Annotated in this window: 10 protein-coding genes and 1 tRNA gene; 5 read left to right on the top strand and 6 right to left on the bottom strand. The window is 36.6% G+C overall.

The window, feature by feature from the left end; all coding sequences use genetic code 11:
- Positions 1-528: a hypothetical protein gene (locus KYG33_RS20635; RefSeq protein ID WP_077415645.1), complete on the top strand. Its 528-nt coding sequence runs from the start codon at positions 1-3 to the stop codon at positions 526-528.
- On the opposite strand, the gene KYG33_RS20630 is transcribed toward KYG33_RS20635, so the two are convergent.
- The 3 genes from KYG33_RS20630 to KYG33_RS20620 all read right to left on the bottom strand — a co-directional run bounded on the left by KYG33_RS20630 (position 521) and on the right by KYG33_RS20620 (position 2,886).
- Positions 521-1,564, bottom strand: a complete 1,044-nt coding sequence (locus KYG33_RS20630; RefSeq protein ID WP_175627221.1) for a L,D-transpeptidase — start codon at positions 1,562-1,564, stop codon at positions 521-523. The two genes, KYG33_RS20635 and KYG33_RS20630, sit on opposite strands and share 8 nt — an antisense overlap.
- 185 nt (positions 1,565-1,749) lie before the next feature.
- Entirely contained in the window at positions 1,750-2,589 is an 840-nt protein-coding gene (locus KYG33_RS20625; RefSeq protein ID WP_219072332.1) for an XAC2610-related protein, read from the bottom strand.
- A gap of 9 nt (positions 2,590-2,598) precedes the next feature.
- The gene (locus KYG33_RS20620; RefSeq protein ID WP_077415649.1) at positions 2,599-2,886 is read right to left on the bottom strand and encodes a hypothetical protein; all 288 of its coding nucleotides are present in this window, start codon (positions 2,884-2,886) and stop codon (positions 2,599-2,601) included.
- Positions 2,887-3,136: 250 nt separating this feature from the next.
- Between KYG33_RS20620 and KYG33_RS20615 the strand changes: the two genes are divergently transcribed.
- The 3 genes from KYG33_RS20615 (at position 3,137) to KYG33_RS20605 (ending at position 8,371) form a co-directional block, all read left to right on the top strand.
- The gene (locus KYG33_RS20615; protein ID WP_077415651.1) at positions 3,137-4,186 is read left to right on the top strand and encodes an AraC family transcriptional regulator; all 1,050 of its coding nucleotides are present in this window, start codon (positions 3,137-3,139) and stop codon (positions 4,184-4,186) included.
- Between the two features lie 135 nt (positions 4,187-4,321).
- Entirely contained in the window at positions 4,322-7,168 is a 2,847-nt protein-coding gene (locus tag KYG33_RS20610; RefSeq protein WP_219072331.1) for a TonB-dependent receptor, read from the top strand.
- 21 nt (positions 7,169-7,189) lie between these two features.
- Complete coding sequence (locus KYG33_RS20605; protein WP_219072330.1) at positions 7,190-8,371, top strand: phosphatidylinositol-specific phospholipase C domain-containing protein; 1,182 nt, start codon at positions 7,190-7,192, stop codon at positions 8,369-8,371.
- Positions 8,372-8,447: 76 nt separating this feature from the next.
- Here KYG33_RS20605 and KYG33_RS20600 read toward each other — a convergent pair whose 3' ends face one another.
- Positions 8,448-8,774 carry a winged helix-turn-helix transcriptional regulator gene (locus tag KYG33_RS20600; protein WP_139348498.1) on the bottom strand — a complete coding sequence of 109 codons (327 nt, stop codon included), beginning with the start codon at positions 8,772-8,774 and terminating at the stop codon, positions 8,448-8,450.
- A 606-nt stretch (positions 8,775-9,380) separates the two neighbouring features.
- Here KYG33_RS20600 and KYG33_RS20595 point away from each other — a divergent pair.
- Positions 9,381-14,081, top strand: coding sequence for a T9SS type A sorting domain-containing protein (locus tag KYG33_RS20595; RefSeq protein WP_219072329.1), 4,701 nt, complete (start codon positions 9,381-9,383; stop codon positions 14,079-14,081).
- Between the two features lie 164 nt (positions 14,082-14,245).
- On the opposite strand, the gene KYG33_RS20590 is transcribed toward KYG33_RS20595, so the two are convergent.
- Both KYG33_RS20590 and KYG33_RS20585 read right to left on the bottom strand, forming a co-directional pair.
- A tRNA-Asp gene (locus KYG33_RS20590) sits at positions 14,246-14,319 on the bottom strand.
- Between the two features lie 440 nt (positions 14,320-14,759).
- Positions 14,760-15,860: a glycosyltransferase family 4 protein gene (locus KYG33_RS20585; protein ID WP_077415659.1), complete on the bottom strand. Its 1,101-nt coding sequence runs from the start codon at positions 15,858-15,860 to the stop codon at positions 14,760-14,762.
- Between the last annotated feature and the right edge of the window lie 559 nt (positions 15,861-16,419).

Here is a 16,419-nt window from a genome sequence, read left to right as displayed (position 1 = left end):
ATGAATACTGAAGAAAGCACCTTAGACAGAATAAGAACCCGGCCAAGATTTAAAATGTTTACTCATCTCACCAAGGAAGAGTACGCTGAAAATCTGAAAAAGTATATGGAAGAGCATAAAGATGAGTTTTCAGGTAATATCAATAGAGAAGTTGCTACCATCTGGATAAAAACAAAATATGACAGCTACTGGAAACCCTGCCTTGCACTAAGGGTAGAAATGGAAGATGAGCATACGGCAATACGCGGAGTATTTGGTCCCAGCTCTGCGGTGTGGACATTCTTCATGTTCCTGTATTTTACTTTTTCTATTCTCTGGATGACTTTCTTCACTATGTATTACGTAGAGAAGCAAATAAAAAGCGCTGAATACCCTTGGGCACTGAGCGCTTCTTTTATCATGTTATTTTTTATTCTTCTTACTTATATCGCTGCAAGATTCGGGCAGCATAAAGGTAAAGATGAAATGCTTAAGCTGAGAAGGTTTGCTGAAGAATCTACTCTGCAGTTTGAAAAGAAAATTAATTAGACGGGGATTCTTCAGGCTTTTCGTTCTGAATAGGTGTGGCCATTGCTTTTGCCGTTTTGATAGAATCCGCTACTTTTTCTCTGTTGCTTTGTTCTTTCAGCATTTTCGGAACCTCCGGTTCAAGGAGCTTGGTAAGTTCTTCAACGGATATATTGTTGGCATTAGGATCTTCTAAAAGCTTTCTCCATGGTTTTCTTCCACCCCATTTATAATCTCCGAATACCATTACTGCTGTACCTTTGGCCTTAGTTGTAGCACCTCCAGGATTCAGTATCCAGGTATCTGCATAGGAATACAGCCATTGGGCATCTTTCCTCAGCAATCGAAGACATGAGTGTGAGGCAGGATATCCCGGAAGCGTATATTCATGCCATCCGATTCCTCCTATATTGTGAATATTGAAATTATAGGGAAGCTTCCATTCTGTGCTCACTGTGGAAATTGCCAGCTTCTTTTTCCAGTTCGCAAAAGTAAGCCCTCTTGTTGTCTGTGCAGCTTTTTTCCCCATACTTGTAGGTCCCCATTTCACAAGACTTCCATTGGAATATACCGCAAAAGCCTGTATAGGATAAGAGAAAATAACGAACTTTTTCACTCCGCTTAATACATCTAACTGCATTGGAAATGGTGAATACGCCATTAATGTTGTATCTATTTTCGCTGGAACTACCAGTGTATCGGCATTCCATTTACTTTTAGAGTCCAGTCTGTTTAAAGCTAAAATAGCTGTACGTTCTTCTACACTGTATTTCTTACTGTATTCAGCATAGATAGAGTCACGCATTTTTTTATCCTTTGGAAGAACAAAAGCATTATAAAAACCATTTTCCTGCATTACAGGTGGAACAGATTCTTTCTTTACTACAGGAACAGAATCTTTCTTTATAGAATCCTTTTCTACCTCCGGGGTCTCCGAAGCAGACACGGTATCTTTAAAAGTATCGCTTATTTTGTCTATTTCTTTTTTACAGGAAACAAGAAAAACTGCGCACAAACATGCATAAAGAAAGGATTTTTTCACAGATATGTTTTTCATAAATAAATCGGCCATTTAGTTTGGCTACCCAGTACAAATATCAGACCTAAAATTGAAACACAAAAGACATTATTAAAAATACCGTAAAAAAACGGAGGCTTTATCACTGTAAATGAGGAGTTATAGCGTAAAGGTTTTATAAAAATATAGATTTTAAAGGTGTTTTCAAACGTTGAACAAAAACATTATTCTTCCGTCTGTTCTTTTGTGGCAATCCATTCTAAGATCCCGTTTTTAACGAAGCGGTAGACATCCTGATGCCATCTTGCTCCGCCTCTGCATCCTGTTTTTAAAAGCTTCTTATCTTTTTCTATAGTCACATCACAAAGGCAGGAGCAGCTTGAACGGGAATAATCCGGCTCTTTAAGTTTTTCAAAACGTTTGCTTCCAGGATTGTACAGATAAATATCAAACATCCTGTAAACACCCATTCCTTCATCAGGAACAGAGAATGCGATATCATCATAGCCATCAAAGTTATAATCCTCTATAATGCTCTGTCTGACAAAAGAAGGTTTATCAGGAGCCGGAAGTTCTATAGCCGTCTTTTTCCTGTCAGAATAAGTAATGGTGAGGTTATTATTATAAAAATGATTAAACGAAAGTAAAGCCCCATGCAGAAGATATTTGCCACTTCCGTCGTACTTTTTTTCATCTTCAACCATTTCCAGCGTAAACTTTCTGTTATCCTTTCCTCTTGTATAGCTAATGTTTGAAGCCTGATGTTGCATGATTTCAAACTTGTATACTCCATTTATTTTCCCTCCAACCATCTCATTCCAGACGTAATACTCGATATCCGGCTGTCCGTCACTTCTCCCGTCAGTATCAACTTTAAAGCTTTTTACTTGTAAAGGAATGATTTCTTTCTTCCCTGAATACTGCACAAAAGCTCCTTTGCCTTGCGCTCCGTAATAAAGTGTGAGGCTGAACTCTTTCGCTTCTCCTGTAGATTTCAGGGTAAAAGGCTGCGCAGAGTACACAGCAGAGATCGTGATAATACAGAATAGCAACAATTTTTTCATAGGAGTAATTTATATAATCAGATTCACCACAAATCTTACAAGCCATAAGAGTATGATCAACAGCAGTATTGAAAACTGAACTTTATTGACGTTTTTATTTCCGAATTTCCATACGAGAAGCCGGTCTATAATAATCACAAGCAATATGGGAAGCAGGCTGAACAGAATATACATTCCGAATAATCCATCAGCAGCAGATACTCCTGTCATTAAAATAATAGAACCAATCAACCCGCCAATAATTGCAATGATTCCTGCAATAAAAAAGAGAGTCCAGTTTTGAAATTGTTTTTTCATGAATAATATGGTATCAGTGATGGGTTATATTAAAACGGACATTGAATCTGTAAGAATAAATTTTCTTTTTTGACATCCGAATTATGCTTACTAGCTAAAATAACAATATCCGCTCAATATACAAAACCGGAAAAAATACCTGTCAGGATCTATATCTTAATTATTGTCTGTTTTTATAAGTTGATATTTAATAATTTGTTAAAGATGCCATGCCCATATTATCTATAATTTTGGCAAAATATCAGTTATCATGTTATATATCATTATGGTAGTTGTACTACAGGCACTTATCACCCTTACTCTGCTTATATCTCTTATCAAAAACAGAGAATCTGTACTGAATATGCTGCTATTGTATATCGGAGTGGTCACATTGGATATGGGATATGAATATTTCATCATTCAAAAATTCGGTTATGAATCTGTTTTGTATGAAATTCCGGGAAGCCTTCGTGTTTTTAAAGGGCTCATTTTTCTTTATATTACTACCCATTTAATTCATGCAAAATGGAGAGACAAGCTTAAATACCTGATTGTTCCGCTAACATTGGTTGTTATTCATCATGCCATTGCACTTTCTGCAAAGATGCTTGACCTTTCCTGGGCAGATCTGGCCATCACATCTTATAAATCCTACTTTGTATATTACAGTTATTATTGGATCGCCTGCCTTGTTTTATGTATTTATTTACTGACAAGATACCGCAAAAATATTACCCATCCTGTAGCCGGCAATTTCCGTTATCTGGTTGGTTACGTATTGTTGGGAGTATTGATGTTCTGGACGGTCTACCAACTGGGATGGGATACTTTGATTTATCAGAAGATCTACAGCCTTCTGTTTCTCTTTCAATTCGGGTGGATTTTGTACGTTTATATTTTAACGTACCAGCACAAACTGCAGGAACAGCAAAATATATCACATTCTTCTGCTCCCAAAGAAACCTATCAGTATAAAGATCTGTCAAAAATAGATTTTGACTCTGTGCAAAGTGCTATTATTTCTTTCTATCAGGAGAGCCATGTATATTTGGATGAGGAATTTACCTTAGACCAACTCTCGGGTCAACTGAAAATAAACAAGGCAGATTTAAGCATCACTTTTAATAAACATCTGCATTCCAATTTTCACGAATATACCAACAGAAGCCGTATACAACATTTTAAACAGATTCTATCAGAAGATCCTTCAGCCAGTGTTACGGATCTCGCATTTCAATGTGGTTTTAAATCCAAATCTACTTTTTATAAATATTTTAAAAAGGAATTCGATTGTCTTCCTTCTCAGCTTGTTCATTAGTTACAATTATTTAATATTAGCAACTTATTGATTTACAACACAGTTCACCTCGAACTCAACAGAAAAAGTTGCATAAAATTTAAATGAACCAAAACTTTTGAGGGAACTGACATCTTTGCACCAAACTTTATAAGGATGTCACGAGAAAGACTTTTTTTAACAAAAGCAGCATTTTTTCTTCTTGGGCCTTTGGCCTTTGCACAAACCACTGTTCACGGAACCGTAGTAGACAGTCAGGGAAACCTTCCCAATGCTTTGGTTTATATTGAAAACAGCGGACAGAAGATAACTTCTGATACCGACGGTTCTTTTGTTCTTAATAATGTTTATGACGGCAGTTATAAGCTTGTTGTGGAATATAAAGGATATGATAATGTTTATATTCCTTTCACCATTACAGATAAAAAGGAAGTAGACCTTGGCTTGATTAAATTCGGAGCTAAGTTTAAAGAAAACAACCTTCAGGAAGTTGTGGTTACCAGTGTGTATAAAGCATCACAGGCCAGAGCAATTACCATGAAGAAAAACTCCAACACGATTACGGAAGTACTGTCTGCCGATGCCATCGGGAAACTACCGGATCGTAATGCTGCAGATGCCGTACAGCGTATGCAGGGAGTATCTATTGAAAGGGATATGGGTGAAGGACGTTTTGTAGCGGTACGAGGAACGCCTATACAATGGACTGCTTCCACTCTGAATGGCAACAGAATGCCGAGTGCCAGTGGTGACAATGCCAACCGTGGAATTCAGATGGATATCTTCCCATCGGAACTTATTCAGAATGTCCGTTTGTCCAAAGCCCTGACTCCGGATCTTGACGGAGATGCCATTGGAGGAAATGTGGATTTTATCACGAAAACCTCACCCAATAAGGAAACTTTGGCTGTAAGTATGGCTTCCGGATATGTCAACATGTCAAAATCCCCCAGTTACAACACGTCTATTGTCTATGGAAATAAAATTACTGATAAGCTGAAATTCATTACCTCAGCAGTGATCTGGGAGCGCTCTACAGCTATTGATCAGATGAGGAATATTTACAACTATGGACTGAAAGATAAAACAGCCTCTTATTCCATCAATCAGCTTCAGCTTCGTGATTATCTGGCGAACCGGAGAACGCTGGGATTCAATTTAGGCTTGGATTATGAGATAGACAGCAGGAATAAATTATATGCAAAAGCATTATACAGCCAGTACAAAGATGGTCAGTCCGTAAGGGAAACCTATTTTAATTTTGACAGTAAAAATGTCCTTCTTCAGGCTCGTTATGCAGATTATCTTACGGATCTTTATTCTATTCAGCTTGGAGGTAATCATCAAGTGGGACAGCGTATGCAGGTGGATTGGTCTTTATCCAAAGCGCGTTCTGAGTTTAAGTTCGATTCGCCGGATAATCTTGAAAAAGATCAAAGAGGCTACCCTATCATCAATTTCACACAAGCTATGACCTATGGAAATCTGTCTGCTGACGGAAGAAAATATATGGCGATGGATGCTCCGGACGGTATTGGTGATACAGGAAGATATACCCTTCCTTATAATCAGCAGGCAATAGCTGCAGATAAACTTAAATTGAATCAGATTATCCTAAGCCAGAATCATAACAGTGAAACGGATCTTAGAGGACAGGTTGATATCAAATATAAAGCAGCAGATAATTTTGAGATTAAATTCGGAACAAAATACAACAACAAGAATAAAATAGTTGACAGCTCCGTATTGGTTTGGATGCCCAAATCATCATTGGGAATTCCGGGATCTCCGGTAACCTATTTAAGCCAGCTTGAGCGTGAAGGTTTCCCATACAAAGGAGGTTTTATGAATCCATTGGGTAATCCTTACAATGCAGTAATCATTGATCAGATTACCAATGCGCAGATCGACCAGATGTACAATCCTGCCACACAAAACAGCCTGGGACTGATGCAGGTGAGCGGTAAAGACAGCAATTCGAATATTACAAGTTCCTACAGAGGTACCGAAAATGTATGGGCCGCATATCTGATGGGAACCTTGAAGATTTCAGACCAGCTTCAGGTATTGGGAGGTTTCAGGAATGAATATAATGACGTTACCTTCTGGGGCAAAAAAGTAATCTCTGATAAAGACAATAAAACGGAAGACATTAAAGACAATAAAACCTATAATGTAGTACTTCCTATGGTGAATATGAAGTGGAATATCAGCAGCAACAGGATTCTGAGACTGGCCTACACCCGTTCTTTTGCAAGACCGGATTTTAATGACCTGAACCCAGGAACCATTGTCAATGATATTACCAACACCATCACTCAGGGAAATACCAAACTGGATCCTACATTTTCAAATAACTTTGATCTTATGTTTGAGAACTACTTCGGAAAACTGGATCTAATAACAGCCGGAGTATTCTATAAAGATATTACCAATCTTATTTACAAAGACCAGTCTGTGGTAGATCTCGCAGGAAGAACTTATACTTTTACAGCTCCCAAAAACCTGGAAGGAGCCAAACTGTTTGGTTTTGAATTCGGAATATCCAAACGTTTTGAAAACCTACCCGGATTTTTGAAAAATATTGGTTTTGAAGGGAATTACACCTACATCTCTTCCAAAATGAATATGCCAGTGTACGAAAACGGCAAACAGACCGGAACAATGTCTACCACAATCCCAAATCAGGCCAAGCATATTTTCAATACCATTCTGTTCTATGAAACCAGTAAGCTGATGATCCGTCTGGCTGGAAATTATAAAGGAAATTATGTAAGTGAAATCAGAGCAGCTGCAGGTGCAGATCATTATCAGTATTTTGATAAAAACTTTACGGTAGACCTTTCCACTTCTTACAGTCTTACAAAGAAGGTCCGCCTGTTTATTGAACTGAACAATATTTTCAATGAACCCAACCGCTATTATATGGGTACAAAAGACCGTGTAGAAAATATTTCTTACTCAGGAATACGAGGGCAGCTGGGATTCAATTTTAATTTTTAATCAAAAGTTTTTTTAATTCATATGAAAAAGTATATGTATGGAGCTGCATTTTGTATGACAGCACTGCTGCAGGCACAGGATAAATGCCAGAATATAAGAATCAATCAACTGCAGATTGTAGGAACTCATAATTCATACGCCCAGCCGGCAGATCCTAAAGTGCTGGATCTGGTAACTCCTATCATCAACGGAATGATGCAGAAATACAGCAGTATGATGTCTGAAGAGCAAAAAGCTAAATTTAAAGAGTATCACCCCTATGGAATGGACTTGAAAGAAGGACTGAATTATAATCATCCTGACTTCTCGGAACAGCTCAACGCCAATCTTAGAGGCCTGGAAATAGATGTCTATTATGATCCGGAAGGTGGCAGATTCAGCCATCCTGCCACGTATGAAACATTAAAGGCAAAAGGAGTAACAGATCTGGCTTCTTTTAATACAGCAGGGATGGATCAGCCTGGTTTTAAAGTATTGCATATGGCAGATATTGATTTCAGAACTCATTATCCGACTTTGAAAGATGCGCTTACCGCTCTTAAAACATGGTCTGATCAACATCCTGATCATACTCCGGTTTTTATGATGATCGAAGCCAAAGATTCAGGTTTCCCGATTCTTGAAAACAGTACAAAAGTCCTTCCTTTTGATAAAAAAGCCTACGATGATCTGGATGGAGAAATTGTAAAATACCTTGGAAAGGACAAGATCATCACTCCAAAAGAAGTTCAGGGTAAATACTCTACACTCAGGGAAGCTGTAACCCACAATAACTGGCCTAAGCTGAATGACAGTAAGGGAAAATTCATTTTTATGCTGCTTCCCGGAAGTGCGGGAACTTTATCTTCAAAAAATAACCCTTACCTCATAGACGGTTCATTAAAAGAAAGAGTCATGTTCCTGAACAGTGAGCCTGATGATTCTTTCGCAGGATTTATCCTACGGGATAATGCTATTGTAAGACAGAAAGAGATACAGAATCTGGTAAAGCAGGGTTTTATGGTCAGAACCAGATCAGATATTGAAACCTACGAAGCTAAGACCAATGATTTTACACGATCTAAGGCAGCATCCAGCAGCGGTGCCCAGGTAATTTCCACCGACTTTTTCCGCCCGGGAAATACGTATGGAACACCTTATTTTGTACAGCCGCCACAAGGGAAAGATTATCTTAACAACCCTTTGAATTCTTCATGTAAATAAATAGTAAGCCGGTTCACTCAGAGCCGGCTTTTTGATTTACGATCAGCTCTACCTGAGGGCAAATAATTTTTCGTTTTTATACCAAACCTTCCAACTGTTGAAAAATGGGGATTAATGCTTTTCCTTTTTTAGTAAGATTATATTCTACGTGTAAAGGTTTCTGCCTGATGACCACCCTCTCCAATAAATTCATTTCTTCCAGTTCTCTCAATGCGACAGATAATGATTGTTTATTAGATCCTTCTATTTCACGAAGCAAACTGCTAAAACGTAACGTTGACTTGATTGCCAGACTCAGTATTTCCGGTTTCAATTTCCCTGAAATGGATTTTAAAAACCTTTGAACGGGGCATATTTCTCTACCCTCAGCTGAGGTCTTATTAGTCAGATTTTTTTGACTCATTGTGTGTTTTTTTTAATATCGTATATTTGCAAAAATAATGGTTATTAACAAATTAATGCAGTTTTACGCTCATATTTATTTAAAACATTATAAAAAGCGCAAAAAAATCAATAGAAAATTCTCATTAATATAATATCTATTTTATGATATTTTCTTCTGATTGCCCTGATTGTAAACTTGCCTAATTGTATAATTGATTATTCATTATTTTTATAAAAAACTAAAAACACAAACATGAAAAAAAAATCTTTATCCCCAATCCCGGCTGCAATATATCCTATTACACCAGCCTATACTCCACTACAAGACCACACACTGAAGACCGGTAATAATCATTTATATCAGAAAACTGGATTGTTTAAGGACTTACCAATATAATCCGGTTTCTCTTATTCTGATTTTGTAATGAAAAGAAGCGGTTCTAATGAATTATCGGTTCTAAAAGACTGTAATAAACAGTACTATTTGATTTTCAGTAACTATTGTTTTAAAGTAGATCTGCTTTATTATTATTCTTCTATCTCTACAATTAGGAATCTGCAATTACCATAGAATTTGAATACAAGTTATTCATAGGATCAAATATTAATCTAAAAAAACATGTGTATGAGAAAAAAAACTTTCTTATCAATCTGGGCTGTATTATGCTCAGCAGCATCCGTTTACGCCTCTCCACGAGGTGATACGGACTGGCATTTTCGTAATGCCCCCATTATTTTGGGAAGCTATATTCCTGTAACTACCTACAATTTTGATCTGGATCCGCTGATCGTAATTTCACAAAACGTGAATGAAAAAGGAGCCGTTGTCATGAGCGGTCAGCTTCACAAACCTGTCACCACGAGTGATATTCTAATTTCCGTCAAATATCAGAATGCTCAGGGAGAATGGATCAGCATGTGGTGTAAAACATTGTATGCAAGCAACCAGTATGATGAAAATCTTAATGCAACATTTGAATTGCCCGCTTCTGTAAACAGTACATACAATTTAAAAGTTGAGCTAGGCTCAGAGACTAACAACTTCTCTGACATCACATGGAATAAGGCTGTGAGCCATTACAAATTCGGAGATTATACTGCGACAGCTTGTGAACTGGATGAAAATGAATACACCATACTTTTCACCCCGAAAAAAAGCGGTACAGTATTATTTAATCCTAACGGAACTGTTTCCGGTGTAAAAGACCGGGTAAAATCACAGCATCTAACAAAGAAACTGGATGATATTGTTTTATCAGTCAATGCAAACGGTACATTAGATAACACGAATACCAATGCACCTGTCATCAACATTGAAAATCCTAATAATCTCGGTACGATTGTCAGCTCACAGAAATATATCTACCAGGGCAGTGATACAAGCCCTTTTGAGTTTTCATATCATGACCCTGTTTATGTATTTGCCGGTAAATTTTCAAGTTCGGGTTTCTTTATTAACTTCAGTAACTGGTTTTTACCTCCTGAAGAGGGCGGAGAACCCTGGGGCAGAGGGTATTTGGATTTTACAAACCCTAATGCTCTAGTTAACAGGTATTACAACCTTTACAATTACATCAACGAGAAACTGACTGACATTATTGCAGATCAAGAGCCTGTAGTTATTGTTGTAAGTAAAATAACAGGTTTCAGGGTATACAAATCTACCGGACAGTATATTACTGTGAATGCATTAAGCAATTATAATACAGTGAATGATTTCGGTTACCCTCCTTTATATGACAAACAGAGAGGACCCGGATCTGAAAACTTTTTCTTAAGCAATACTCCTCAAGCGTCATTATATGGTATCGGAGCCATCAGAAACAGAAAAGTACGTGCTGACTGGAACGGACCGATGAGACCACTTTCGGAAGTAGAAGCTGAAATCAAAAAATTCATAAAGTACGTAGGTATTTTTGGAAATTCCACGGCATATGATTCAGCAGACTGCTCGAACAACTGCTTTGCAATCAACGCCGGAGCACAGGCTGACTATACAGTAGCAGACTGGACCAAAGCCCCCAACAGCTATATTTTCACAGGTAAAGATCAGGATGGCAATACGGTAGACGGATTGTATATTCCTGTAAAAAAAGCCTATGAAATGTGGCGAAGCGGGAATTATATGAAAGGTATTGATGTGCCTTCCGGACCGGTAACAGCGGATGTTTTATGGGAAGACAATATGGGATTGATAAAATCTAAAGAAAATTATACTTTGGATATTATAGATTCAGGTGAAAATGCAAAAATTAAAGTACCTGTCAATAAAGTAAAAAAAGGAAATGCATTGATTTCTTTTAAGGTAAATGGAGAAGTTTTCTGGTCATGGCACGTTTGGGTAACAGATGACCCAACAAATGGCTCTACCTATAAAAGCTATGATGATGTAAAAAGACAATTAAGCGACGGAACCGTAGAGACTATTCCAAATTCTGAATGGGGCTGGATGGACAGGAACCTTGGTGCAATGGGGAATTCTCTTACTGGAGCAGGATGGAACAGAAGCGGCGGATTATTATACCAATGGGGAAGAAAAGATCCTTTTCCATCGTTGACAAATAATGATGCCAGTTTCTATCAAATAACCGGAAGCTTAGGAAAAATTGTATATGACGATGCTATATCAAGAGTAAGATTTACCGACAGTCCTTTTAATGATTATAAAAATTTTAATGAATTAATAAAGTTTGTCAATAAATCTACAGCCAACATAACAGATAATATCAGAGTATCAGTAAAAAATCCTCTGAGCCTGATCTATGTAAATGATAATGGTACTAATAACTCTCCTCTTTCCACCTATGGTACTGTAAATACGGTGCCTTACTATTACAACTGGTTTGGGCAGGTACCAGGGTTACAAACTGATGAACTCAGTAAAGTGAACTTATGGTCTGATAATTCACTGGGAGTACAGGCAGTAGATTATACTGTTTCACAACCTTACAGAAATAAGTCTTCTTTTGACCCATGTCCTAACGGATGGAGGTTACCTTCAGTGTTGGTTGCATCATCAACAAAAAATGTAAGAATGGATTTTACGCCTTTCGGGCCTAAAGTAAACAGCCCGCTTTCCGCTTTAAATCTTGGCAGATCAAATATTTTCCCGGGATTGCCTAATCTGAAAACATATCTTGCCGGTATCAAAATATATCCTCAGTATGGTTTTGATATGACGAATGTAGAAGGTAACAATATTGGTATATTCCCAGGAACCGGCTGGATAGGAAGAGGAATAGGCGGAGATACCAGATATCATACTAAAGCAGCCTTCACAGACCAGCTTGAAACCTATTTGTGGACTTCAACAATGACTACAGTTTCTGGGTATTCCTCAGTAGCCAGTGCATTAAGGTTAATTCCGTCTTCGGATCAGATAGTGAATGGTTTCAGACCAGATGAAACTAATTACCCGGATGTTTATGGTGTTTACAGCTATAAACCATCTGATGATTATCCAACTAACAATGCACATGCATGCCGATGTATTAAGGATCCGCTATTTGTAAAAAATAACTACGACTTCAAAACCACTTTCTTTAGTGAATCTGAAACATACAAAGTAGGATTAGATAATCCTAATAGTTATATGATTACAAAATCTACAGCAGATCAGGTAATTTCAATCCCGGTGAGTAAAGCTTTTTCTGTACAAAGTAATTATTTAGGCAATACTCAGATTCTGGATGCTGCAAGTTTTAATAATTTAAAAGCGAATATCCTTTGGACAGATAATCCTGCTATGGTAACCCAATTGACTCTGGACAATCCATCTTCCAAAGATTCCAATATCAATGTGAAGGTAAACGCCAATCAGTCTGGAAATGCAGTAGTTACTTTACACAATGGTTCAGTGAGTAATCCTGTTTACTGGAGCTGGCACATCTGGGTAACCAATACATCCGTAAATTCTTTTACCCATGTAAATGATACTCCAATCACGACTGATAATTACATCAACTATACTCAGAAAGGAATGATCATGAAAACATCCATCATGGATAGGAATTTAGGAGCTATTGACATTATGCCGAGCCCTTATAATCCAGGGGTAGCAAATGATGTTAATCAACTTAATCGTTCGCAAGGATTACACTATCAATGGGGTAGAAAAGATCCTCTTCCTATATTTACTAATATAAGCGGTTCTAAGTATAATATATCACTGGGTACTACTAATAATGGAGTTGTAACCTATTCAAATTTTACTGAGGCGAACTATAATTCAAGTAATATAGTAAATTATGACACTTATAAAAGCAGTATTAGTGCCAATGATAAAATAGATGTAAGAATAGAAAAAATTCTGGGGTATTCTACAGCAAACCCTTTAAAGTTTATGGTACCAACAGTTAAGTATCCGTCACGTGGAGCTAATTATGCTAATTATAATCTTGCTTCAGATTGGTTGTTTGACACTAACTATCATGGGTTATATGCTGAACGATGGGGATTAGGTGATAAAAAATCTGTTTTTGATCCTTGCCCGAATGGATGGAGAATACCGGAGACTGGTACAGGTCCTACATATAAACATCCGATCAGTGGGTCTTCTACCATAAAAACTACCCCGTGGAGCTTTAAAGAAAACTTTGAAACGCCATCGTATAAAGATACTAATGGTGCAATAAAATCTGGTCAGATTGTAGGTAATACAGAGACTGGTTATTATGGATCACCTATTTATAGCAATCTCGCCAGTCCTTATGGTAAAACAGTAGGATTTGTATTTAATAACAGTTTATATAATGTAGGAAATTATCCGAAAAGTCTTACAAAAGGCGGCAGAAGTGTAATGTATCCTGATGCGGCAATTACATTCCCTTATTATAGTATTGGTACTTTATCAGGTGGAATCTGGTATGCTAATTTAAATGGAGAACTGACAGGCAGAGCTACTTATATGTCTTTCGATAATTTTTCCAGAATTATGGTGAAAAATGCTGATATTGATCCTTATGCAGCTATGAGCTGCAGATGTGTGAAGCAGGAAGATATCAATATTCCAAGAGGACCGCTGCCAGGTATTCCTGTAACACCAAACACCGGTTTTCAGGCCAGAACTGCTTTCAGTAAAACGGTTATCGAGGAAAAAGTAAAAGACGATAAGCTTGTTCTATATCCTAATCCTGTAAAAGATATCCTGTATGTTGAAGCTAAAGACAATAAGGACTATTATTATCAGATTTATAATATGTCCGGACAGTTGATGAAAGAAGGTAAATTTATCAATAAACAAACAGATGTTACTTCACTATTAACCGGAGCTTATCTGGTAAGAATCAACAATTCTGAAACTATTGTAAAAATTATTAAAAAGTAAATTATAAACAATACTTTAAAGCAATGATGGCTGGAATTTCTTCCGGCCATTTTTATTTATGTCTAAATATATAAGAGTAGATAAAGCTTTATCATTTTCGATGATAGCAATTTTTATCAAAGTAATAAACAAAAAAAAGTCTTCTATTTCTAGAAGACTTTTTGCGATCCGGACGGGACTCGAACCCGCGACCTCCGCCGTGACAGGGCGGCATTCTAACCAGCTGAACTACCGGATCAATTTTTTTAAGGTAAATTGACAAAACTTTTACAATCCGGACCGAACTTCTGATTATCAGAAAGTCCTATCCATCTGCTTTAAGATACTCTCCTATTTAGTAAATGATCATATAAATCACTTTCGTAAACAATCTAAGAGCATTTGTTTTTAACTGGTGCAAATATATAGCTTTTTTTAGTTTTTCCCAAGAAACCTGTTCCTTTTCTTTTAAAGCTATTTGTAAAATACACATTCTCAAATATAAAAAATTCAGATATTAACTACTGTAAACACCTTTTTAACAGGTTATACTTAGAGCATTTAAGAAAGTCGACTATAAAAACACACACAAAATCAACATTCTTACTATTTCAATATCTAATCTTAAGATGATAGATTCACCGTACTATTCAGGCATTTTTAAATATAGCTCTAAAATATTACATATTTTATTAAATCTTAAGCACGAAATTCTCTTTCTTTAATCAATTTTTTATATTCACTTAATATAGCATTCCAGATCACAGACTGCTCGAATCGATCTTCAATCATCGGCCGTGCATTCTTTTTTAATGTCTGATAATAATCTTTGTCTGAGATCATTTTCTCCATTTCTTCCCTAAGACTTTCACTATCTTTTACAGGCACAATTACTCCATTCTCATTTTCCACAATGATTTCATTGCATCCATTGATATCAGAAACTATACTTGGCAGTTCCATTGCTCCGGCCTGCATCACCACATTAGGGAAACCCTCCCGATAGCTAGGAAAAACCAGTACATCAGAAATCGCAAAATAAGGACGAACATCTTTCTGAAAACCTACAGAGACAATATCCGGGTTATTTTCTATTTCATTTAATGTATCGGGATATAACGGATCCAGCTCTTGTTCCAGAGGACCTACCAATAATAATTTTGAACGCTGTTGATTTTCTTGTTTATTTAAAGCAGAAAATGCTTTTATCAGTTCATTAATTCCTTTGTCTCCAACCAAACGTCCTACAAACACGAAAACAAAATCTGTGTTTTCTATTTTTAATTCATTTTTTAGAAAAGTTTTCTGATCTTCTGAAACGTGTTCGGGTGAAAAGAATGAAGTATCAATTCCGTTTGATGAACCGTTTCCAATTACCTTAAGCTTGTATTTGTCTGCATATTTGTGCTCGATAATATAATCAGACAGCCCTTTTGAATTTGGGTACACCTGTGTTGCAGAAGCATAAGTTAATTTCTCAACAAGATCTAAAACCTGACGTTTCATACCCGTTACCTCCATCAATGGTAAGCCTGCCACTGTATGCAGTCTATGAGGAACCCCTGCCATTCTTGCAGCCAACATCCCTACAATACCAGCTTTAGGGGTATGAGTATGAACAATTTGTGGTTTCTCTTTTCTTAAAAATCGATAAGTACTCCATAAAGATTTAATGTCTTTAATGGGAGTAATCTTACGAGACATATCAATCGCTATTACGTCTATTTCTTCATCTTTTTTCACTTCATCCAGCTCCTTACCTGGGGATGAAACACCTATTACATCAAAATGTTCTGACATAAACCGATGCTGCCCTTTCAGTAGAATTTTTAAAGAAAGCGGCACTGTTGTAATCCGTACTAATTTAGTTTTCAACTTCTTTCATTTTTTTATTATTATTTCTATAAACCCTAGAACTAATTAATAAATTTTTCATAAATCTTTTGTGTGTTGTTATTTTTACTCATTTATTTAAATTTCACTTGTTTGTGATTTTTTTTTTAAAAACAATATAAATTATTATGAACCCCTGTTAATCCAAAATTTGTTACAAACCGAACTTAGTTTTGGGTTGACATAGCATCATTTCAATCTAGGAAAATCATTAATCCTCCTATTTGCATACGTGTTTTTTGAGATTTGATAGCGTTGTGGCAGAGATAAATGTGCATCATCTTCACATCTTCGCCAGCTATATATTGGTAGTTGAATACCTTGATGTCATTTATATTCTATATGACATAAATTTGATTAGATGATTGATTTCATTAACATTTTAATTTACTATTCTCCTTAAGATCATTAAAGAAAATAAAATTCTTAATTATTTTCAGTTTTCAAGTTTCGTAAACAATTTCAT

The sequence above is a fragment of the Chryseobacterium sp. D764 genome, from assembly GCF_019317325.1.
Taxonomy (GTDB): Bacteria; Bacteroidota; Bacteroidia; order Flavobacteriales; family Weeksellaceae; genus Chryseobacterium.
The sequence above is the reverse complement of the archived record's forward strand: the minus strand, read 5'-3'. Positions and strand labels throughout refer to the sequence as shown.

Coding starts and splice junctions, on each gene's coding strand:
- KYG33_RS20635 (WP_077415645.1), top strand. CDS start 1: ATGAATACTGAAGAAAGCACCTTAGACAGAATAAGAACCCGGCCAAGA.
- KYG33_RS20630 (WP_175627221.1), bottom strand. CDS start 1,564: ATGAAAAACATATCTGTGAAAAAATCCTTTCTTTATGCATGTTTGTGC.
- KYG33_RS20625 (WP_219072332.1), bottom strand. CDS start 2,589: ATGAAAAAATTGTTGCTATTCTGTATTATCACGATCTCTGCTGTGTAC.
- KYG33_RS20620 (WP_077415649.1), bottom strand. CDS start 2,886: ATGAAAAAACAATTTCAAAACTGGACTCTCTTTTTTATTGCAGGAATC.
- KYG33_RS20615 (WP_077415651.1), top strand. CDS start 3,137: ATGTTATATATCATTATGGTAGTTGTACTACAGGCACTTATCACCCTT.
- KYG33_RS20610 (WP_219072331.1), top strand. CDS start 4,322: ATGTCACGAGAAAGACTTTTTTTAACAAAAGCAGCATTTTTTCTTCTT.
- KYG33_RS20605 (WP_219072330.1), top strand. CDS start 7,190: ATGAAAAAGTATATGTATGGAGCTGCATTTTGTATGACAGCACTGCTG.
- KYG33_RS20600 (WP_139348498.1), bottom strand. CDS start 8,774: ATGAGTCAAAAAAATCTGACTAATAAGACCTCAGCTGAGGGTAGAGAA.
- KYG33_RS20595 (WP_219072329.1), top strand. CDS start 9,381: ATGAGAAAAAAAACTTTCTTATCAATCTGGGCTGTATTATGCTCAGCA.
- KYG33_RS20585 (WP_077415659.1), bottom strand. CDS start 15,860: ATGTCAGAACATTTTGATGTAATAGGTGTTTCATCCCCAGGTAAGGAG.